General features: G+C 60.8%; 17 protein-coding genes. 11 read left to right on the top strand and 6 right to left on the bottom strand.

What is annotated here, in order from left to right; genetic code table 11:
• Nucleotides 1–39 precede the first annotated feature (39 nt).
• Both AC19YT_RS08760 and AC19YT_RS08755 read right to left on the bottom strand, forming a co-directional pair.
• Nucleotides 40–1,038, bottom strand: coding sequence for a methyltransferase (locus AC19YT_RS08760; RefSeq protein WP_500599668.1), 999 nt, complete (start codon nucleotides 1,036–1,038; stop codon nucleotides 40–42).
• Between the two features lie 30 nt (nucleotides 1,039–1,068).
• On the bottom strand, nucleotides 1,069–2,034 hold the full coding sequence (locus AC19YT_RS08755) for a 2-hydroxyacid dehydrogenase (RefSeq protein ID WP_500610111.1): 966 nt from the start codon (nucleotides 2,032–2,034) through the stop codon (nucleotides 1,069–1,071).
• Between the two features lie 92 nt (nucleotides 2,035–2,126).
• Between AC19YT_RS08755 and AC19YT_RS08750 the strand changes: the two genes are divergently transcribed.
• On the top strand, nucleotides 2,127–2,756 hold the full coding sequence (locus AC19YT_RS08750) for a LysE family translocator (protein WP_095106019.1): 630 nt from the start codon (nucleotides 2,127–2,129) through the stop codon (nucleotides 2,754–2,756).
• Here the strand turns inward: AC19YT_RS08750 and AC19YT_RS08745 are convergent.
• A complete protein-coding gene (locus AC19YT_RS08745) occupies nucleotides 2,740–3,513 on the bottom strand; it encodes an AraC family transcriptional regulator (RefSeq protein WP_500610110.1) in 774 nt (257 codons plus the stop codon). The genes AC19YT_RS08750 and AC19YT_RS08745 overlap by 17 nt on opposite strands.
• A gap of 86 nt (nucleotides 3,514–3,599) precedes the next feature.
• Here AC19YT_RS08745 and AC19YT_RS08740 point away from each other — a divergent pair, with 86 nt between their 5' ends.
• The 5 genes from AC19YT_RS08740 to AC19YT_RS08720 all read left to right on the top strand — a co-directional run bounded on the left by AC19YT_RS08740 (nucleotide 3,600) and on the right by AC19YT_RS08720 (nucleotide 13,186).
• Nucleotides 3,600–4,784 (top strand): MFS transporter, encoded by a 1,185-nt coding sequence (locus tag AC19YT_RS08740; RefSeq protein WP_500610109.1) that lies wholly within the window; start codon nucleotides 3,600–3,602, stop codon nucleotides 4,782–4,784.
• A gap of 148 nt (nucleotides 4,785–4,932) precedes the next feature.
• Nucleotides 4,933–6,615: a fatty acid--CoA ligase gene (locus tag AC19YT_RS08735; protein WP_500599661.1), complete on the top strand. Its 1,683-nt coding sequence runs from the start codon at nucleotides 4,933–4,935 to the stop codon at nucleotides 6,613–6,615.
• Nucleotides 6,616–6,951: 336 nt separating this feature from the next.
• The gene (locus AC19YT_RS08730; RefSeq protein WP_095106025.1) at nucleotides 6,952–8,826 is read left to right on the top strand and encodes a DUF1302 domain-containing protein; all 1,875 of its coding nucleotides are present in this window, start codon (nucleotides 6,952–6,954) and stop codon (nucleotides 8,824–8,826) included.
• A gap of 28 nt (nucleotides 8,827–8,854) precedes the next feature.
• Nucleotides 8,855–10,219: a DUF1329 domain-containing protein gene (locus tag AC19YT_RS08725; RefSeq protein WP_095106026.1), complete on the top strand. Its 1,365-nt coding sequence runs from the start codon at nucleotides 8,855–8,857 to the stop codon at nucleotides 10,217–10,219.
• Nucleotides 10,220–10,450: 231 nt separating this feature from the next.
• Nucleotides 10,451–13,186, top strand: coding sequence for a winged helix-turn-helix domain-containing protein (locus tag AC19YT_RS08720; RefSeq protein ID WP_095106033.1), 2,736 nt, complete (start codon nucleotides 10,451–10,453; stop codon nucleotides 13,184–13,186).
• A 4-nt stretch (nucleotides 13,187–13,190) separates the two neighbouring features.
• On the opposite strand, the gene AC19YT_RS08715 is transcribed toward AC19YT_RS08720, so the two are convergent.
• Together AC19YT_RS08715 and AC19YT_RS08710 are read right to left on the bottom strand one after the other, a co-directional pair.
• On the bottom strand, nucleotides 13,191–13,769 hold the full coding sequence (locus tag AC19YT_RS08715; RefSeq protein WP_500610108.1) for a serine acetyltransferase: 579 nt from the start codon (nucleotides 13,767–13,769) through the stop codon (nucleotides 13,191–13,193).
• On the bottom strand, nucleotides 13,759–14,973 hold the full coding sequence (locus AC19YT_RS08710; RefSeq protein ID WP_500610107.1) for an O-antigen ligase family protein: 1,215 nt from the start codon (nucleotides 14,971–14,973) through the stop codon (nucleotides 13,759–13,761). The genes AC19YT_RS08715 and AC19YT_RS08710 overlap by 11 nt, the downstream gene beginning before the upstream one ends.
• Nucleotides 14,974–15,249: 276 nt before the next feature.
• Between AC19YT_RS08710 and AC19YT_RS08705 the strand changes: the two genes are divergently transcribed.
• Both AC19YT_RS08705 and AC19YT_RS08700 read left to right on the top strand, forming a co-directional pair.
• On the top strand, nucleotides 15,250–15,894 hold the full coding sequence (locus AC19YT_RS08705; protein WP_095106036.1) for an MBL fold metallo-hydrolase: 645 nt from the start codon (nucleotides 15,250–15,252) through the stop codon (nucleotides 15,892–15,894).
• Nucleotides 15,895–16,000: 106 nt separating this feature from the next.
• Nucleotides 16,001–16,726, top strand: coding sequence for a YiaD family glycine zipper/OmpA-like lipoprotein (locus AC19YT_RS08700; protein WP_095106037.1), 726 nt, complete (start codon nucleotides 16,001–16,003; stop codon nucleotides 16,724–16,726).
• 72 nt (nucleotides 16,727–16,798) lie between these two features.
• On the opposite strand, the gene AC19YT_RS08695 is transcribed toward AC19YT_RS08700, so the two are convergent.
• Nucleotides 16,799–17,233: a Z-ring associated ZapG family protein gene (locus AC19YT_RS08695; protein WP_095106039.1), complete on the bottom strand. Its 435-nt coding sequence runs from the start codon at nucleotides 17,231–17,233 to the stop codon at nucleotides 16,799–16,801.
• A 144-nt stretch (nucleotides 17,234–17,377) separates the two neighbouring features.
• Between AC19YT_RS08695 and AC19YT_RS08690 the strand changes: the two genes are divergently transcribed.
• The 3 genes from AC19YT_RS08690 to zapE all read left to right on the top strand — a co-directional run bounded on the left by AC19YT_RS08690 (nucleotide 17,378) and on the right by zapE (nucleotide 20,571).
• The gene (locus AC19YT_RS08690; protein ID WP_095107005.1) at nucleotides 17,378–18,007 is read left to right on the top strand and encodes an alpha/beta hydrolase; all 630 of its coding nucleotides are present in this window, start codon (nucleotides 17,378–17,380) and stop codon (nucleotides 18,005–18,007) included.
• A gap of 24 nt (nucleotides 18,008–18,031) precedes the next feature.
• The gene (locus AC19YT_RS08685; RefSeq protein WP_500610106.1) at nucleotides 18,032–19,387 is read left to right on the top strand and encodes a tryptophan--tRNA ligase; all 1,356 of its coding nucleotides are present in this window, start codon (nucleotides 18,032–18,034) and stop codon (nucleotides 19,385–19,387) included.
• Nucleotides 19,388–19,476: 89 nt separating this feature from the next.
• On the top strand, nucleotides 19,477–20,571 hold the full coding sequence (gene zapE, locus AC19YT_RS08680; protein ID WP_095106042.1) for a cell division protein ZapE: 1,095 nt from the start codon (nucleotides 19,477–19,479) through the stop codon (nucleotides 20,569–20,571).
• The last annotated feature ends 8 nt before the right edge of the window (nucleotides 20,572–20,579 follow it).

Below are 20,579 nucleotides of genomic sequence, written 5' to 3'. Positions count from 1 at the left end.
GCAAAACCCTTTGGGCAAGCCTTCTTTTTCAGAACGCCATCAGCCGCGTTTGGCCCGGTAGATGCGAAAACCCTGGCCTTCGGCCTTGATCGAGCAGGTGCCCAAATGCTCTTCGATCAACGGTTGGTAGCGCAGGAAACTGTTGGCGACCAAGCGAAGTTCGCCACCGTTTTTCAGATGTTTGGCCGCTTTTCGCAGCAGGTTCTCCGTGGCCTGGTAATCGGTATGCACCCCGACATGGAAGGGCGGGTTGCTCAGGATCGCACTCAAACCCATGGGCGCGGCGTCGATGCCATCGCCCGTCAGCACCTCGGCTTCCAAACCGTTAGCGGCCAGGGTCATGCGGCTGCTGGCGGCGGCGAAGGCATCGACGTCCAGCAGGGTGACGGTGTTGTGCGGGTAGCGCCGCTTGACCGCCGCACCGAGCACGCCGGCCCCGCAACCGAAGTCCAGCAGGTGACCGCTGGGCAGTTTGTCCAGGTGTTCCAGCAGCAGGGCGCTGCCGCGGTCGAGCCGGCCATGGCTGAACACGCCGGGCAGGCTGATGACTTTGAGCGGGCCTTCGGCCAGGGGCAGTTCGTATGTCTGGGCCAGGCTTTCCAGGGGTTTGGCTTGCGGCGCGTTGGCCACGGTGACCTGCCAGAGTTGGCAATGGCGGGCGCTGTCGAGCTTGCGCGGCTTGCCCAAGGGGTTCAGTTGCTTGGCCGCGCCTTCGATGCCGCTGCGTTTTTCCCCCACCAGGAACAGCTCGCGGCCCGCCAGGCGCGAGGCCACGGCATTGAGGATGTAATCGGCGAGGTCCTTGGACTTGGGCAAAAACACCACCGCGGCTTCGAAGCTTTGCTGCGGCGCCTCGACGCCGAAATGGCTGCGCCCGGCGAAGCGGGCCTCGAGGGCGGCTTGATCGCCAGCGTGCCAGCACCAGCCGTGGGCCTGGGGCAATTTGCCCAGCAGGTCATCGGCGGGCAGGCCGGCCAGTAACAGCGAGCCTTGGAAGAGTTCGGCCTGACGAAGCAGTACTTCACTGCGCGGATCCATAATCTGCTCCTTGAAAAGCCGCGCAGTTTATCAACTGACGACCCGCAGCGCTGTACCGCTGAAGTACGCCTGGGCGTTTTCGCTCAATTGGCCGACGATCCGTTGCCGTGCCTCGCGGCTGCCCCAGGCGTTGTGCGGGGTGATTATCAGGCGCGGGATGTCGGCAGCCAGCAGCGGGTTGCCGGCGGTCGGCGGTTCGACACTCAGCACATCGCAGGCCGCGCCGCCCAAGTGGCCGCTGCGCAGGGCATCGGCCAGGGCCTGCTCGTCGATCAGGCCGCCGCGGGCGGTGTTGACGACAAAGGCGCCGGGCTTGAGCAGGGCCAGTTCGCGGGCACCGATGAAATGGCGGGTGTGCTCGTTGAGAGGGCAGTGCAGGGTCAGGGCATCGACTTGCGCCAGCAACTCATCCAGCGGCAAGCGGTCGGCGCGGGCCGGGCGGCCCGGCAGTTGGCCGAGCACCACGCGCATGCCGAAGGCTTCGGCCAGTTTTGCCACGGCGCCGCCCAGTTCGCCGTGGCCGAGCAGGCCGAGGGTTTTGCCGTGCAGTTCGACGATGGGAAAGTCCAGCAGGCAGAACTGGCTGGCCTGTTGCCAGAGGCCCGCGCCCACCGCTCGTTGGTAATCGTTCAGGCGTGTGGCCAGGGCCAGGAGCAGCATCAAGGTGTGCTGGGCCACCGAAGGCGTGCCGTAGCCCTGGCAGTTGCTCACGGTGATGCCGTGGGCGCGGGCCGCGTGCAGGTCCACGTTGTTGGTGCCGGTGGCGGCGACCAGGATCAGCTTCAAGTCGGGGCACGCAGCCATCGTGGCAGCGTCGATCAGGATCTTGTTGCTGATGGCGACGCTGGCGCCCTGCAGGTGTTCGATGACCTGCTCGGGCGGCGTCTGCGCGCACAACTGTAGGTCGCTGAAGTGCGCGCGCAGTGGGCTCAGGTCGAGGTCGCCCCGGTCCAGGGAGGTGTGGTCCAGGAACACGGCGCGGCGATTGTTAGTCATCAACTGTACCTTTTGTGCATGTGGCTGAAGGCGTACTGTGGCGAGCCTAACAGATGAAACAATTCGTTACTGTCCGTTCCCAAGGAGCCTTCATGTACTGGACCGAGTTCTTGACCGTTGCCCTCATCCACCTGCTGGCGGTGGCCAGCCCCGGCCCGGATTTCGCCGTGGTGGTGCGTGAGAGCGTGACCCACGGTCGCCGCGCCGGCACCTGGACCGCATTGGGCGTGGGCATGGCGATTTTCCTGCACGTGGGCTATTCGCTGCTGGGGATCGGCCTGATCGTGTCCCAGTCGATCGTGCTGTTCAACGCCCTGAAATGGTTGGCGGCTGCGTACCTGCTGTACATCGGCTTCAAGGCGCTGCGGGCCAAGCCGGCGCCAGCGGGGGTGGAGAACTTGCACAAGGAAGCGGGCTTGCGCACCGCGCGTGGGGCGTTCACCTCCGGGTTCGTCACCAATGGCCTGAACCCCAAGGCGACGCTGTTTTTCCTCTCGCTGTTCACCGTGGTCATCAACCCCCACACGCCGCTGGCGGTGCAGGCCGGCTACGGGGTTTACCTGGCGGCGGCGACGGCGTTGTGGTTCTGCCTGGTGGCGATGCTGTTCAGCCAGCAGCGGGTGCGCGCCGGGTTTGCCCGCATGGGCCACTGGTTTGACCGCACCATGGGCGCGGTGCTGATTGCCATCGGCGTGAAACTGGCCTTCACCGAGATGCACTGATTGCGCTCAGGCGCTCCAGGGCACTGAGGTACTGGCGCGGGTTTTCCCCCAGCAAGCGGCAGAACATCGCGCTGAACGCACGGCCGCTGCTGTAGCCCAGCGCTTGTGCCACGCGCTGCACGCTGTCCCCGGCCAGCAGCCGGGGCAGGGCTTCCATCAGGCGCAGTTGCTGGCGCCAGGCATTGAAATTCATCCCCACTTGCTGCTGGAACAGGCGCGCCAGGGTTCGTGAACTGGCGCCGACCTGCTGCGCCCAGTCTTCCAGGGTGTTGGGGTGATCCGGGGTTTGCAGCAAGGCCAGGCAGATGGCTTGCAGGCGCCGGTCCTCGGGCATCGGCATGTGCAGGGGCAGGTGCTGCAGGGTGGCGATTTCCTCCAGCATCAGTTGCTGGATCAATGGGTTCTTAGCGTGCTGCGGGCTTTGCGCCGCCCGCAGGATCAACTCACGCAGCAGCGGCGTCACCGCCAGCACGCAGCACTGCTGCAGGTTGGGTGGCGACAGTTGGGCGTCGATAAACAGCGAGCGCACCCACACGTCCCCGGCCATGAAAATCTCATGCTCGACCCGCGGTGCGATCCATACCGCGCGGGTGGGCGGGATTACCCAGGCGCCTTGGCGGGTGACCACGCGCATGATCCCGCGCGCCGCATACAAGAGTTGCGCTTCGCGGTGCTGGTGCAGCGGCTGGTGTGCGCCATCAAGGTAGTCCTGGGGGTGGGCGATGACAGGGCCGTGGGGGAAGTGGCTGGTTAACATGTCTGTTTTGATGATTTTTATGTCCGTAATACGGTTTGCCGCCAAATTAGCATGACGTTTCGACTCCAACAAAAAAGCGTGCAGCGATGAACGAACCTCGAAACGTAATCCGCTACCTCAACGCAGCCCATGTGATCGATCACATGTTCATGTTGATTTTTCCCGCCGCCGTATTGGGCATGACCCAGGTGTTCGGCCTGGACTATGGCGCGATGATCGGCCTGTCCCTGGGCGGCTTCATTGCCTTTGGTGCCTGTTCGCTACCGGCCGGTTGGCTGGGTGACCACTGGAGCCGGCGGCAGATGATGCTGCTGTTTTTCTTCGGCATCGGTGCGTCGTCGATCTTCACCGGGCTCAGCAGCGGGGCGCCCATGCTGGTGGCGGGCCTGACGCTGATGGGCGTGTTCGCGGCGATTTATCACCCGGTGGGCACGGCGATGCTGGTGGGCTATGCGCAAAACCGCGGGCGGGAAATCGGCATCAACGGCATGTGGGGCAACCTGGGTGTGGCGTTTTCGGCGCTGGTGACTGGGCTGTTGGTGGCGAATTTTGGCTGGCGCTCGGCGTTTATCGTACCGGGGGTGATCGCTATCGCGTTGGGCCTGGGCTTTGCCTGGCAGGTGCGTGAGGAACCGAACCCGGTGCGCCCGCACACGCCGCTCAAGGGCGCGGCCGGGCAGCGGATTTCCATGGTCATGGTGTTCACCGTGCTGGCCCTGGCCACCGCCACGGGTGGGGTGGTGTTCAATGCCACCACCATGACCTACCCCAAGCTGTTCCAGGAGCGTTTGCACGATGTCTTCGCCTCGCCGCAAACCTTGGGCGTCGTTGTCAGCCTGGCCTACGCCTTTGGCGCGGTGGCGCAGCTGAGCATCGGCCGGGTGCTGCATCGTTTGAGCCTGAAGTGGCCCTTTGTCCTCCTGACCCTGCTCCAGGCGCCGCTGTTGTTCGCCTTGGGCTATGTCGATGGCTGGGCGGTGATCGTCCTGGGTGGGGCGCTGATGTTCGTGGTGTTCGGCCAGGTCACGGTGAATGACGCGATGGTGGCCAACTTCGTGGCACCGCAGTGGCAGTCGCGGGTGTTCGCGTTGCGTTACTGCCTGTCGTTCGGCGCCAGTGCGACGGCGATTCCGCTGATTTCTTTTGTCGAACCGCGCCATGGCTTTGTAGGGCTTTACCTGATTCTTGCGGCTTTTGCGGCGTTGACCTTCCTGGCCGCGCTGGCATTCCCACGTACGCCGTCTGAAGCGGCTGTGGGGCAAATGGCCTGACGACGGGCGCGGCGTTTTCTGTGGGTGGTGGCTTAAAGCTAGTATTTGACGCTGTGGCAAATCATTCCTTTGGCTGATTTAGCGGGCTGCAAGGGTCTCTAGAGTGCTGGCTTTCAGCCAAGACCGTGCAGTCAGAAAAGGGATTCTTATGTTGCAGACTCGCGTTATCCCGCCCGCAGAAGGCGCCTACCAATATCCGCTGCTGATTAAGCGGCTGCTGATGTCCGGCAGCCGTTACGAGAAGACCCGCGAGATCGTTTACCGCGACCAGGTGCGCTACAGCTACCCGACCCTCCTTGAGCGCGTCGCACGGCTGGCCAACGTGCTCACCGCCGCTGGCGTCAAGGCCGGTGACACCGTGGCCGTGATGGACTGGGACAGCCATCGCTACCTGGAATGTATGTTTGCCATCCCGATGATCGGCGCAGTGATCCACACCATCAACGTGCGCCTGTCACCTGAGCAGATTCTCTACACCATGAACCACGCCGACGATAAGTTGGTGTTGGTCAACCATGAATTCGTGGGCCTCTACCAGGGCATCGCCGGGCAATTGACCACCGTGCAGGCCACCCTGTTGCTCAGTGATGTGGAGCAGAAAACCGCCGACCTGCCGAACCTGGTGGGCGAATACGAGCAATTGCTGGCCGCCGCCAGCCCCCAGTACAACTTCGTCGACTTCGACGAGAACTCGGTGGCGACCACCTTCTACACCACCGGTACCACCGGTAACCCCAAAGGGGTGTATTTCACCCACCGCCAACTGGTGCTGCACACCCTGGGCGTGGCGACGGTCATGGGCAGCGTCGACAGCGTGCGGCTGCTGGGCACCAACGATGTGTACATGCCCATCACCCCGATGTTCCACGTGCACGCTTGGGGCTTGCCGTACGTGGCCACCATGCTGGGCCTCAAGCAGGTCTACCCGGGGCGCTACGACCCTGAATACCTGGTGGAGCTGTGGCGCCGCGAGAAGGTGACCTTCTCCCACTGCGTGCCGACCATCATGCAAATGGTGCTCAACGCCAAGGCGGCCCAGGACATCGACTTTGCCGGTTGGAAGATCGTCATCGGCGGCAGCTCCCTCAACCGCGCGCTGTACGAAGCCTGCAAGGCCAAGAACATCCAGTTGACCGCCGCCTACGGCATGTCCGAGACGGGGCCGCTGGTGTCGTGTGCGCACCTCAATGACGAGTTGATGGCCGGCACCGACGATGAGCGCATCACCTACCGGATCAAGGCCGGGGTGCCGGTGCCGTTGGTGGAAGCGGCAATCATCGACGACGACGGCAACTTCCTGCCCGCGGACGGTGAATCCCAGGGCGAACTGGTGCTGCGCTCGCCGTGGCTGACCGAAGGCTACTTCCGCGAACCGCAAAAAGGTGCGCAGTTGTGGGCCGGCGGCTGGCTGCACACCGGCGACGTGGCGACCCTTGACCACATGGGGGTGATCGACATCCGCGACCGGATCAAAGACGTTATCAAGACCGGCGGCGAGTGGGTGTCGTCCCTGGCCCTGGAAGACCTGGTCAGCCGCCACCCGGCGGTACGCGAAGTAGCAGTGGTGGGCATTCCCGACCCGCAGTGGGGCGAGCGCCCGTTTGCCTTGCTGGTGATCCGCGAAGGGCACGTGATCGGGGCGCGCGAGCTCAAGGAGCACCTCAAGCCGTTCGTTGAACTGGGACACCTGAGCAAGTGGGCGATCCCCAGCCAGATCGCCCTTGTTACCGAAATTCCCAAGACCAGTGTCGGCAAACTCGACAAGAAGCGCATCCGCCTCTACATCACCGAGTGGCAGGCCAACAACGCGACCTTTTTGTCCACGCTTTGAACCAGTTTGCCGTGCCCGCGCGGGCACGGCAGCCCCACCAAGCAAGCGCTTGGCTTGTCAAATCGGATTTTTCAGCCATTCTTCCCCGGTCGGCAGGGGCCGCACCCGGCAAAGGACTGTTCCAGAGTGGTTGGCAACTGCAAATCACACTTTAGAGGGATCAAGCAGTACTACCTGCTGGCTATAGTCCGCTCAAGGATTTTTAAGGACGCAGCAACCGCACACCATTGGGGGCGGCGCAACTCTGATTGACTACGGGACGACCTGGCTCCCGTCACTCAGAGCGTTTTTAAAAGTGCTCACTGCCATAACAATAAAGCACATGGAGTAGCGTCGATGACATCAGCAAACCAGTTCTGGCGCCGGGCGAAATTGCCCCTGGCGGTCAGTCTCGCCTCTACGCTCGCCGGGCCTGCATTCGGCGTCAGTTTCAACATCGGTGAAATCGAAGGTCAGTTCGATTCGTCCCTGTCGGTGGGGGCCAGTTGGTCAACCCAGAGTCCGAACAAGAACCTGATTGGTGTCAACAACGGCGGCCATGGCCTGTCCCAGACCTCCGATGACGGCCACGCCAACTTCAAGAGCGGCGAGACCTTCTCGAAAATCTTCAAAGGCATTCACGACCTTGAACTGAAGTACGGCGACACCGGTGTGTTTGTGCGGGGCAAATACTGGTACGACTTTGAGCTTAAGGACGAAAGCCGTCTGTTCAAGGATATCAGCGACGAAAACCGCAAGGAAGGCGCCAAGTCCTCCGGCGGGCAGATCCTCGACGCCTTCATCTACCACAACTACGCCATTGCCGATCAGCCGGGTTCCGTGCGCTTGGGCAAGCAGGTGGTGAGCTGGGGTGAAAGTACCTTCATCGGCGGCGGCATCAACTCCATCAACCCGATCGATGTGTCCGCATTCCGTCGCCCGGGTGCCGAGGTCAAGGAAGGCCTGATCCCGGTCAACATGTTCTACGTCTCCCAGAGCCTGACCGAGAACCTCTCGGCCGAAGCCTTCTACCAACTCGAATGGGACCAGACCGTCGTCGATAACTGCGGCACCTTCTTCTCCCAGCCCGACATCATCGCCGACGGTTGCGGCGACAACCTGCGGGTGTTGAACAAGCGTTCGCAGATCCCGGCCATCGCCCTGGGGCCATTGGCCCAGTTTGGCGTGGACGTCAACGAAGAAGGCGTGCTGGTGGCCCGTGGCGGCGACCGCGATGCCCGCGACAGCGGCCAGTGGGGCGTGTCGTTCAAGTACAACTACGCACCGCTGGACACCGAGTTCGGTTTCTACGCGATGAACTACCACAGCCGTGCGCCGATCTTCAGCGCCACCGCGGCGCCGCAGTCGATCTACACCCTGGCCCAAGGCCTGCCAGGCCCATTTGCGGCATTGGCGCCATTGTTGGTTGCGGGTAACTCCAAGTACTTCGTCGAGTACCCAGAAGACATCCGCCTCTACGGCTTGAGCTTCTCCACCACCCTGCCTACCGGCACGGCGTGGCAGGGTGAGATCAGCTACCGTCCCAACGCGCCGGTGCAGTTGAATTCCACCGACATCCTGTTCAACGGCGTGCGTCCCTTGGGCGGCCCGCTCGAGCATGCCTCGCTGCTCAACGGCCAGCCTGGCCAGGACCTGCACGGCTACCGCCGCAAGGAAATCACCCAACTGCAAACCACCTTCACCCACTTCTTCGACCAGGTCATGGGCGCCAGCCGTCTGACATTGGTGGGCGAAGTCGGCGTGACCTACGTGGGCGGGCTGGAAAGCACCTCCAAAGTGCGTTACGGGCGTGATCCGGTCTACGGCCCGGGCGAATTGCCCAATGGCACGTGCGAGTACCTCAACGGGCGCACCATCGCCGGTGCAGGCCCAGGCACCGCGAACAACAACGCCACCCGCAACTGCAACGACGACGGCTTCACTACGTCGACCTCCTGGGGTTACCGCGGTCGTGCCATCTGGGAATACAACGACGTGTTCGCCGGTGTGAACCTCAAGCCAAACGTGGCTTGGTCCCATGACGTCAGCGGTTACTCCCCTGGCCCTGGCGGCAACTTCGAGGAAGGCCGCAAGGCTGTTAGCCTCGGCGTGGATGCCGAGTACCAGAACACCTACACCGCGAGCCTGGGTTACACCAACTTCTTTGATGGCAAGTACACCACCGTTGATGACCGCGACTTCGTGGCACTCAGCTTTGGCATGAACTTCTAAGCACTGCATTTTCAGGACGAACGCACTTATGAAAATAACCAAAAGTCTGTTGCATGTCGGTGTACTGGGGCTGACGATGCTGGCCACCAGCGTGATGGCAGCGGTCCCGGCAGCCGAAGCGGACAAGTTGGGCAAAAGCCTGACGCCGATGGGCGCCGAAATGGGCGGCAACGCCGATGGCTCGATTCCAGCCTGGAAGCCCCTGGCCAAGAACGCCGGTGCAGTTGACGGCGGCGGCTTCCTGGCCGACCCGTTCGGCTCCGACAAGCCGCTGTTTACCATCGATGCCAAGAACGTCGAGCAGTACAAAGACAAACTCGCTCCGGGCCAGTACGCGATGATTAAGCGCTACCCGGAAACCTACCGCCTGCCGGTCTACCCGACCCATCGCGGGGCCACAGTGCCGGATGAGATCTTCGCGTCCATCAAGAAGAACGCCACCAACACCAACCTGGTGGCGGGCGGCAACGGCCTGGAAAATTTCGAAAACGCCATTCCATTCCCGATTCCGAAAAGCGGCGTGGAAGTGATCTGGAACCACATCACCCGTTATCGCGGCGGCAGCGTGGCGCGTACCGTGAACCAGGCCACCCCCCAGGCGAACGGTTCCTACAGCCTGGTGCAACTCAAGGAACAGTTCGTGTTCCGTGAAAAAATGAAGGATTTCGATCCGGCCAACCCTGGCAACATCCTGTTCTACTTCAAGCAGGAAGTCGCCGCTCCGGCACGTCTGGCCGGTGGTGTGCTGCTGGTGCACGAGACCCTCGACCAGGTTAAGGAACCGCGTTCGGCGTGGGTCTACAACGCCGGCCAGCGCCGCGTGCGCCGTGCCCCGCAAGTGTCCTATGACGGCCCGGGTACCGCCGCCGACGGCCTGCGTACCTCCGACAACCTGGACATGTTCAACGGTGCACCGGACCGTTACGACTGGAAGCTCGAAGGCAAGAAAGAGATGTACATCGCGGCCAACAGCTACAAGCTGGATTCGCCGAGCCTCAAGTACAGCGACATCGTCAAGGCCGGGCACATCAACCAGGACCTGACCCGTTATGAACTGCGCCGTGTATGGCACGTGGTCGGCACTTTGAAGTCCGGCATGCGCCATATCTACGCCAAGCGTGACTTCTACATCGACGAAGACACCTGGCAAGCAGCCGTCATCGATCACTACGATGGCCGTGGCCAACTGTGGCGTGTGGGTGAAGCCCATGCCGAGAGCTACTACAACGTGCAAGTGCCTTGGTACGCAGTGGAAACCCTGTATGACCTGCAATCGGGTCGCTACATGGCGCTGGGCATGAAAAACGAAGAGAAAAAGGCTTACGACTTCGGTTTCACGGCCACCAAGAACGACTTCACCCCTGCCGCATTGCGTCAGGCCGGTGTTCGCTAGACCCGTGTAAACAGAGGCCGCATCCTCTGCACGCCCCGACTGGTTCGGGGCGTTTTTTATGGGCGCGATAAAAGTCCTGAGCGGCAATATCAGCTTTTGAGCGCTATCAAGAGAATTTGTGTTTCGGGCTTTTTGTATTCATTTGTAGCAAACATCTTCAAACCGACGGTCTTTACCGCTAGTCTGCGGACATCTGCAATGCCGACAACAGCACATTAATAAGAGTTGGCTATGACTGACCTGTCCCGCATACCCGGGCCTTCCAGTGCTGCGGTTCCCGCCATGGAAGGGCGCTTTTACCGACCACCTTTGCCCGACGGCTATGTGCTTCGGCCTCGTTTGTGCGAGCGCCTGAGTGCCGGCTTGAGCGGGCGTTTGCTGTTGGTCAGCGCGCCGGCCGGGTTCGGTAAAAGCTCCCTGGCCGTCGAGTTCTGCCAGAGCCTGGCGCAGAACTGGCGGAGCCTGTGGCTGGGGCTGAGCCCGCGGGACAGCGACCCCGGGCGCTTTCTCGAACGCTTGCTCGATGGCTTGCAGCAGTATTTTCCGCACATGGGGCGCCAGGCCTTGGGCCTGCTGAAAATGCGCCAGCGCCATCAACCCTTCGCTTTTGAAGAATGGCTCGACGGCCTGCTGGATGAACTGAGTGACCACCTCTCGCCCGGCAACCCCCTGTTGCTGGTGCTCGACGACTATCACCTGGCCCAAGGCCCGGTGCTCGACCGCTGCTTGCAGTTTTTCTTCAACCACCTGCCCGAAGGCATGCGAGTGCTGGTGACCAGCCGCCAGCGCCCGGATTGGCATCTGGCGCGGTTGCGCCTCTCGCGCCAGCTCTTGGAACTCAGCGAGCAGGACCTGCGCCTGACCCACGACGAATCCCTGGCCTTGCTTGATCGCCACAGCAGTTCCCTGTGTGGCGAGGCCCTGGAAAGCCTGATCCTGCGCAGTGAAGGCTGGGTGGCCGGTTTGCGTTTCTGGTTGCTGGCCGTTTCCGAGGCCGGTAACGACGGTGCGTTGCCCCAGGCCTTGCACGGTGGCGAGGGGCTGATTCGCGACTATTTACTCGAAGAAGTGATCGATTGCCTGCCCCCGGAAGTGCAGTCCTTCCTTTACGACACGGCGCCCCAGGAGCGTTTTTGCAGCGAGCTGTGCGACGCGATCCGCGAGGCCCACGACAGCGCCGAGATCCTGCGTTACCTGCAAGCGCACCAGGTATTCCTCGTGCCGCTGGACGAGCAGGGGCACTGGTACCGTTATCACCACTTGTTTTCCGATCTGCTGCGCAGCCGCCCCACGGCCAATGCCGTGCTGCCAGCGGCCAGCCTGCACTTGCGCGCTTGCCGTTGGTTCAATGCCCAGGGCTTGCTGGACGAGGCGGTGGAGCAGGCGTTGCGCGCCGGGCACCTGGATGTGGCGGCGAACCTGGTACAAAACTTGTCCGAAGAGCAACTGCTGGCCGAACAGAACGTCGGCATGCTCCTGCGCTGGAAAATGGACTTGCCCGACAGCCTGCTCATCAGCACGCCACGCTTGATCGTGCTCTACAGCTGGGCGCTGGGGCTGGCTTGCCAGCTCGATGCCGCCGAGGAGTTGGCCAGCCACTTGAGCCGTTTCCTGCCCGCACCCTCGGCTACTGCGCAGAAATCCATGCTGGCGCAATGGCTGGCCCTGAGCGGGATCATCGCCCGAGGGCGCGGTAATCGGGAGTTGACTCAGCTCTATTGCACCGAAGCCCTGGAAAGCTTGCCGCAAAAGCGCTATGGGCAGCGGCTGATGTGCCTTTCCACCCTGTCGAACCTGGCGATCACCGACGCCGACCTGTGGCGTGCCCGCCGGTTGAACCGCGAGTCCCTGGAACTGGCCCAGCGCGTAGGAAATCCGCTGTTTGAAGCTTTGGCCCATTACGACCGTGCGCGAGTCCTGCAGGCGCGCGGGGAAATTCTGCGTTCTCTCGATGAAGTGCATGAGGGCTTGCAGCGTTTACAAGGGCTCTCGCCTCAACGCTTGTACGCCGTGCGTGCCCGTTTGACGCTGTACGAAGGTTTTTTGTTGACCCTGCGCCTGCAACCCGAGGCTGGATTGGCAAGGTTGCAGGCTGGGTTGGTCGAAGCACGGGCGTGCCGCGATATCAGCGTGTTGATTGGCCACTGCTCCATCGCCCGCCTCGAAGGCCAACAGGGTGACTTCGCCAAGGCTTTTGCCGAGTTGGCGGAGGCGGAGCGGTTGATGCACATCTGGGATGTACCGCCCATCTACTACCTGGCGATGATTACCCTGGTCAAATGCGAACTGTGGCTGGCCCAGGGCCGTACGGACCTGGCCGAAGCCTGGCTGGCTCGCCTGGGGCAAACCTATAACGGCGTCAACGCTGCGGCGCCGCCCGAGTTCCACCCGCAACTGCCGCTGCATATCGAACTTGAGCAGGCATTGCTCGATGTCATCCTGGGACGTGAGGCGGCAGCGCTGCAACGCCTGGATAAATTGATCGAGCACGGCCAGCAGAGCGGGCGGCAGATGCTGTGCGTGATGGCGTTGAACCAGAAAGTCGCGCTGCTATTGGGGAGTAACCGCGAAGCCCAGGCTAGCGAGGCGCTGATCGAGGCTTTTGAGATGGCGTCCGGCGGGGCCTTGCAACCTTTCCAGTGGCTGATCGCCGAGCATCCAGACTGGCTGCGGGCACAATTGCAATCCTGTGGCCAAGGCCCGCTGTTCCACAGCCTGGCCGAGCGCCTGCCCGCACCCGAGGCGCGCGACCCGGAGCCGAGCTACCAGGCCGAACACCTGAGCACTCGCGAACTGGCGGTGCTGCAACTGATCGCCCAGGGTTGCTCGAACCAGGAAATCAGCGACCAACTGTTCATCTCCCTGCACACGGTGAAAACCCATGCCAGCCACATCAACAGCAAGCTAGGGGTCGAACGCCGCACCCAGGCAGTGGCCCGGGCCAAGGAGTTAGGGGTGCTGGGGTAGCAAACTACTGCTGCAACCGCCCCATCGCGGCAGCGTCGTATTCGCGGATAACCTGCGGGGCAGGATTGAACACGACATGCCCGGCCGGCACGCTTTTGTTGAGGAAGGTGCCGGCGCCTACTACCGCGTTATCACCGAGTTCAAGGTCGTCGGAAATAATGCACGCGTGGGCATGCACCCTGACGCCGTCACCGATAACGAGCCTGATATCGTCCTGTTGCCCCTTGATGCCGATGGTGCAGTTTTGCCAGATCTTGAAGTTCTTCCCGATCTTCGCGTGGGAGGTGATGACAATGCCAGTGGGGTGGGCGATCCACAGGCCTTCACCCACTTCGGCGCCCATCATGATTTCCACATTGAACGTGCGGCTGGTTTTTTCATTGAGCAACTTGGCGCGGCGTCGCCAGAACTTACTGTCGCTTTTATTCATGGCGTAGGCCAGGCGATACCAGAAGATATAGCGATATCTATTGTTTCTGCGGCACTTCTGGATAATTCGCTTCCACTTGAACGGTTTGTCCAGGCTGCCAATGATTTCGATATGCCAATAACGTTTGGCTACCCGGAAAATATCAGCCAGCATGAATTTTTCCTTGGGTTTGTGCAGGGGTAGGGCTGGGTTGTGAAAGAACCAGGCCTATGGGTAACCAGAATACCAGCCAGTAAACACCTGGCCTGTTCATGACGGTGTGATAGTCGAACAGTGCAGTGGTGGTGGCAAATATCAAAAGAGACAAACCCACACCCCCTAGTGGCGTTGACCAATAAGAGCGAATCAGTGAACGTTTGAACGCAAGTATGAGCATGCTCAGTAGCAAGGTTAAACCGATGATTCCGTACTCATAGAAGAACTGCAGGAACAGGTTGTGAGCCTGATTGAAACAATGATTTTGCGCGATGCAGATCTCAAACTTGCGGCCCGCCCCTGCACCGATCAGCCAGAACTCTTTGATACGGTCAAACCACTGCCCCCAAATGATGTCCCTGAGGCTCAGGCCACGGCTGAACAAAACAGGCCACAGCCAGATGGCAAGTAAACCCGCCAGCCCTGCTGCCAGGAGCAGCCATTTTCTAGAGTGCCTGTTGTGATGAAGCAGCGCCGTCGTCAGGATGGCCAGGCCATAACCCAGCCAGACGCCACGAGAAAGGGTGCAATACAGGTAGAGCGATAAGCCACATAGGCAGACAGCGATCAGGGTAGACGTTACTCGGCTGTGCTTACCTGTCATTAATTGATGAAAACCATATACCCCGAAAAAACCGTAATACAGGGCGGCGATGATCGGGTTCTGGAAGTCGGCATACTTTTCATATCCCAGGCTGAATAAACGGTAATTGCCCAGGAAGATGTTTTTTTCTTGTGCGATCGATTGCACCACCAGGCTGGCGATTGCAAGAATGCCAGCAATGAAGAACGATACGTTCAAACACATCGTCAGCCGGTTCTCCCTGGCCAAGATGGCGACAGTTGCCAGGTACAAGAGCACATAGAGGGAGGTCTTGAATTGGGAGAAGGCCGAGTTTTCCGAATGGCTGTTTATGCCTGCAATGACGATTGTAAACAGCAGCATTGAAATAACAGGCAAGTAGGCCGTGCTGAAGATTTTCTTGCGTAGCTGAACGTCGAACAGGCACAGAATCAATGCGGGAATAAAAAGCCCGGCATTGGACAGTGTCGTATGTTTACTGCCATCCGTAATCAGGGGGATTCCGACGATGTGGGTAATGAATCCCAGTGTCAATATCATCAATGCGAAGCGCAGGAAAAAGTTACCTGTAAGAATCATGCAAAATCCATTATCTGGTTAGGTCCATTACTTACTGCCAGTGCAACGCAGCAGGACTTTGATAAGCCGTTATGATGCGAGCGGGCACGCGGCTTTTGCATTCCTTGCAATGACGCCAGGTACGAACATCTGTTTGGCGCGGATGTTTCAATCAATGGGACCGACCATTCCAGCGTGGGCCGGCAGTGTAGCCATGACTTCGCGTTGCATCATTAGTGATTGTCATTGGCTACCGGAGGGTGTCTAGAATGTGCCGCAAATCTTACAGGAGTCCCCATGCACGCAGCAAAGCCCCAACTCATCCGCGAAACCTTTCCTGTCGGCCCGTTGCAGTGCAACTGCACGATCATTGGCGACCCCGTGACCAAGAAAGCGATAGTCGTCGATCCGGGGGGTAATCACGAGTTGATTCTGGCGCGGCTCGATGCACTGGGGCTCAAGGTCGTCAGCATCATTCACACCCATGCCCACCTCGACCACTTCCTGGCCTCTGGCCAGTTGAAGGAGAAGACCGGCGCGACGTTGCACCTACATAAGCAAGACCAGTTCCTCTGGGACAACCTGGAGATGCAGTGTGGGATGTTTGGCGTGCCTTACGTGCCGGTACCGTCGCCGGACCGCTGGTTGGCCGATGACGAAGAATTGGCTTGCGGCTGCGGCGTGGCGTTGCATACGCCGGGACATACGCCCGGTTCCATGAGCTTTTGGTTTTCTGAGGCTAAGCTGTTGATTGCCGGTGACACCCTGTTTCGTCGTGGCGTCGGGCGGACGGACCTGTGGGGCGGTGACCAAGCCACCCTCGTGCGCTCGATCAAGCAGCGCCTATACACCCTGGACGAGGAGGCGACGGTGGTCACCGGGCATGGCCCTGACACTCACCTGGGCGATGAAATGCGTGAAAACCCTTTCGTACGAGCCTGAGTGCTGGGGTGGCGCGGAATTTTTGCCGATTGCCGTGTTCCAACGCCTGCACAGGTCCATGCCAAGGTCCGTTGCACCACAGAATGAAAAAAAGTAGGAGCTTTCCATGTTGACCTCGCGTCGTTTGATTATTGTCGCAACGGCTGTGGCCTTGTTGTCCGGCTGCGCCTCACCCAATCCCTATGATGGTGGCCAGGGGCAGGCCGACGGTTCCACGGGTATGAGCAAGACTGCCAAGTACGGTGGCCTCGGTGCATTGGCCGGTGCCCTGGCGGGCGCGGCAATCGACCACAACAACCGTGGCAAGGGCGCATTGATTGGCGCTGCGGTGGTCGGGGCTTCGGCCGCGGGCTACGGCTACTATGCCGACCAGCAGGAGAAGAAGCTGCGCGCCAGCATGGCCAACACCGGTGTGGAAGTGCAGCGCCAAGGCGATCAAATCAAGCTGATTATGCCGGGCAACATCACGTTCGCGACCGATTCGGCGAACATCGCCCCCAGCTTCTACCAACCTCTGAATAATCTGGCGAACTCGCTCAAGGAATTCAGCCAGAACCAGATCGAGATCGTGGGCTACACCGACAGCACCGGTAGCCGTCAGCACAACATGGACCTGTCCCAGCGCCGGGCGCAGAGCGTGGCGACTTACCTGACATCGCAAGGTGTCAGCGGTGCCAACCTGTCGGCGCGCGGTGCTGGCCCGGATAATCCAATTGCGAGCAATGGCGATGTGAATGGCCGTGCGCAGAACCGACGGGTCGAGGTCAATCTCAAGGCGATCCCAGGCCAGCAGTACCAGCAACCTCAGGGCCAGCAATATCAGCAGTACTAAATAAACGGCTGCTACGAAAAAGCCCGCCCGATCATTGATCGGGCGGGCTTTTTTATGTCGCTTGTGACCTGATTATTTTTTCAGGCCGTAGTGCTCGTCCAGCATCCCCGGTGCGTTGGGGGTTTTCGGGGCGTAGTCCCGTGGTGGTTCCTGGTCCCGTGGCGGCGTCAGGCGCTCGCGCGGTGCCTGGCTCGCGTCGGCGTGCAGGGCAGCCAGCAGGCGTTGGCGGGTCAGTTCGTCCAGGGCCAGGCGGTTGGCGCCCTCGGCGAGGTGGTCTTGCACCTCCTGGTAACTCTGAGTGAGTTTCTTGACCAGGGTCGCGGTGCTGTTGAAGTGGGTCACCACTTCATTCTGATAACTGTCAAAACGTTCCTGGATGTCGTCCAGCTGACGCTGCGTGCGGTTAGGCGCCGCATTGGGCAGCAGGCGAGCGACCAGAAATCCAATAGCGACACCGGCAACCAGGGCAAGAGTCGGCAACAACCAAACTAAGAGCGAGTGTTCCACGAGTCCTTCCTCTATAAACGGCTTTGCTTTACGTTAACGGCTCGAACCTGCGCTGTATACCGCGATTAGCTCGCAATAGATTGGCACAGACAATTTGCTAGACGAGTCGACCCGATTCGAGGTCACGGAGTTCCTTCCTTGCTGATGCGTGAAACCCCCGTAGTGATTGATGGCCCCGTGGGTCGTCTGGAAGCCTTGTACCTGGACAACGAGGCCCCCCGAGGCCTGGCCCTGATTTGCCATCCCAACCCGGTGCAGGGCGGCACCATGCTCAATAAGGTCGTATCGACCTTGCAGCGCACCGCCCGCGACGCCGGTTTGATTACCCTGCGCTTCAACTACCGAGGCGTGGGCGGCAGCGAAGGCAGCCACGACATGGGCAGCGGCGAAGTCGATGACGCCTGGGCCGCCGTCCAGTGGCTGCGGGCCAAGCACCCCGAACTGCCCCTGACTTTGATGGGTTTCTCGTTCGGCGGCTTTGTCGCGGCCAGCCTCGGCGGGCGCCTGGAGGCCACGGGCGAGACGCTCAAGCACTTGTTCATGATCGCTCCCGCAGTCATGCGCCTGGGCCCCAACGACCCGTTGCCGCTCAAGGGTGAGCTGACCCTGATCCAGCCCGACGCCGATGAAGTCGTCGAGCCGCAGTTGGTCTATGACTGGTCCGCCGCCCTGCAGCGCCCCCATTCCCTCGTGAAAGTGGCAGAATGCGGGCACTTTTTTCACGGCAAGTTGACCGATCTCAAGGATCTGATCCTGCCGCGCCTCTCGAATTGATTGCAGCCTGATAAGCGATTACCCATGACCACTCGTACGCGAATCCTCACTGGCATCACCACCACTGGCACGCCGCACCTGGGCAACTACGCTGGGGCCATTCGCCCGGCGATCCTGGCCAGCCGCGACAGCAATGCCGATTCTTTCTATTTCCTCGCCGACTACCATGCCCTCATCAAGTGCGATGACCCGCAGCGTATCCAGCGCTCGCGCCTGGAAATCGCCGCGACTTGGCTGGCCGGTGGCCTGGACGTGGATCGCGTAACCTTCTACCGCCAGTCCGATATCCCGGAAATCCCCGAGCTGACCTGGCTGCTGACCTGCGTGGCGGCCAAAGGCCTGCTCAACCGCGCCCACGCCTACAAGGCCTCTGTGGACAAGAACCTGGAAACCGGTGAAGACCCGGATGCCGGTATCACCATGGGCCTGTACAGCTACCCGGTGCTGATGGCAGCCGACATCCTGATGTTCAATGCCCATAAGGTGCCGGTCGGCCGCGACCAGATCCAACACGTCGAGATGGCGCGCGACATCGGCCAGCGCTTCAATCACCTGTTCGGCCAGGGCAAGGAGTTTTTCGCCATGCCCGAAGCGCTGATCGAAGAAAGCGTCGCCACGTTGCCGGGCTTGGACGGCCGCAAGATGTCCAAGAGCTACGACAACACCATCCCGCTGTTCAGCAGCGCCAAAGAGATGAAGGACGCCATTTCGCGGATCGTCACCGATTCGCGCGCGCCCGGCGAAGCCAAGGACCCGGGCAACTCGCACCTGTTCACCCTCTACCAGGCCTTCTCGACGCCGGCCCAGGCCGAGGAGTTGCGCAGCGAGCTATTGCAAGGCCTGGGTTGGGGCGAGGCAAAAAACCGCCTGTTCCAATTGCTCGATGCCGAGTTGGGCGAGGCCCGCGAGCATTATCACCAGTTGATTGCACGCCCGGCCGACCTCGAAGACATCCTGCAATTGGGTGCGAGCAAGGCGCGGGCCGTCGCTACGCCTTTCCTTGCACAGCTGCGCGAAGCCGTGGGCCTGCGCTCGTTTGTCAACCAAGCGCAGGTCGCCGCCGCGCCGAAAAAGAAAGCTGCGAAAACCGCGCGTTTTGTCAGCTTCCGCGAAGACGATGGCAGCTTCCGTTTTCGACTGCTGGCGGCGGATGGTGAACAACTGCTGCTGTCGCGCACGTTTGCCGATGGCAAGGCTGCCGGTGCCGTGACCAAGCACTTGCAGGGCGATGAAGAACTGGACCTGCGCACCGCCGCCAATACCTTCAGCCTGTGGTTGCAGGGGGAATGCGTGGCCGACGGCCCCGAGTTCGCCGACAGCGCGGCCCGCGACAGCGCTATTGCCGCTCTGCGCGCTGCCCTGGCGCCCCAACAGGACTAATGTGGTGGCGGCCCGACCAAGGGCTGATTGCCATTCTCCAGGGCCGTCGTTACAGTGACGGCCCGTTTTTGTTGCCTTGCTAACGAATTATGACGCCCCTAGAACGATATCAAGCTGATCTGAAACGCCCGGAATTCTTTCATGACGCAGCCCAGGAAACGGCGGTGCGCCATTTGCAGCGCCTGTACGATGACCTGATCGCGGCCTCGCAGAACAAGCCGGGTCTGTTGGGCAAACTGTTTGGCAAGAAGGATCAGGTGCCGGTCAAGGGGTTGTACTTCTGGGGCGGTGTGGGCCGGGGCAAGACTTACTTGGTCGACACTTTCTTTGAAGCCTTGCCGTTCAAGGAAAAATCCCGCACCCACTTTCACCGCTTTATGAAGCGCGTTCACGAAGAAATGAAGACCCTGCCGGGGGAAAAGAATCCGCTGACTATCATCGCCAAGCGTTTCGCTGACGAAGCGCGGGTGATCTGCTTCGATGAATTCTTCGTTTCCGACATCACCGACGCCATGATCCTCGGCACGCTGATGGAAGAATTGTTCAAAAACGGTGTCACTCTGGTGGCGACATCCAACATCGTCCCCGACGGTTTGTACAAAGATGGCCTACAACGTGCGCGCTTCTTGCCGGCTATTGCGCTGATTAAGCAGAACACCGACATCGTCAACGTCGATAGCGGCGTGGACTACCGCTTGCGTCACCTGGAGCAGGCCGAGCTGTTCCACTTCCCGCTGGACGAAGCAGCCCGCGAAAGCCTGCGCAAGAGCTTCCGCGCCCTGACGCCGGAATGCACCCAGGCTGTCGAAAACGATGTGTTGATGATTGAGAATCGCGAAATCCGTGCCCTGCGTACCTGTGACGATGTGGCCTGGTTCGACTTCCGTCAGCTTTGCGACGGGCCGCGTAGCCAGAACGACTACATCGAGTTGGGCAAGATCTTCCATGCCGTGCTGATTAGCGATGTGGAGCAGATGAGCGTCACCACTGACGACATCGCGCGCCGTTTCATCAACATGGTCGATGAGTTCTACGACCGTAACGTGAAGCTGATTATCTCTGCCGAAGTCGAGCTCAAAGATCTCTACACCGGCGGGCGCCTGAACTTCGAGTTCCAGCGCACCCTTAGCCGATTGTTGGAAATGCAGTCTCACGAATTCCTGTCGCGGGCGCACAAGCCGTAGGGCAATTC

The organism is Pseudomonas sp. MF08875, from assembly GCF_059862525.1.
This window is presented reverse-complemented; position numbering and strand designations above follow the sequence as displayed.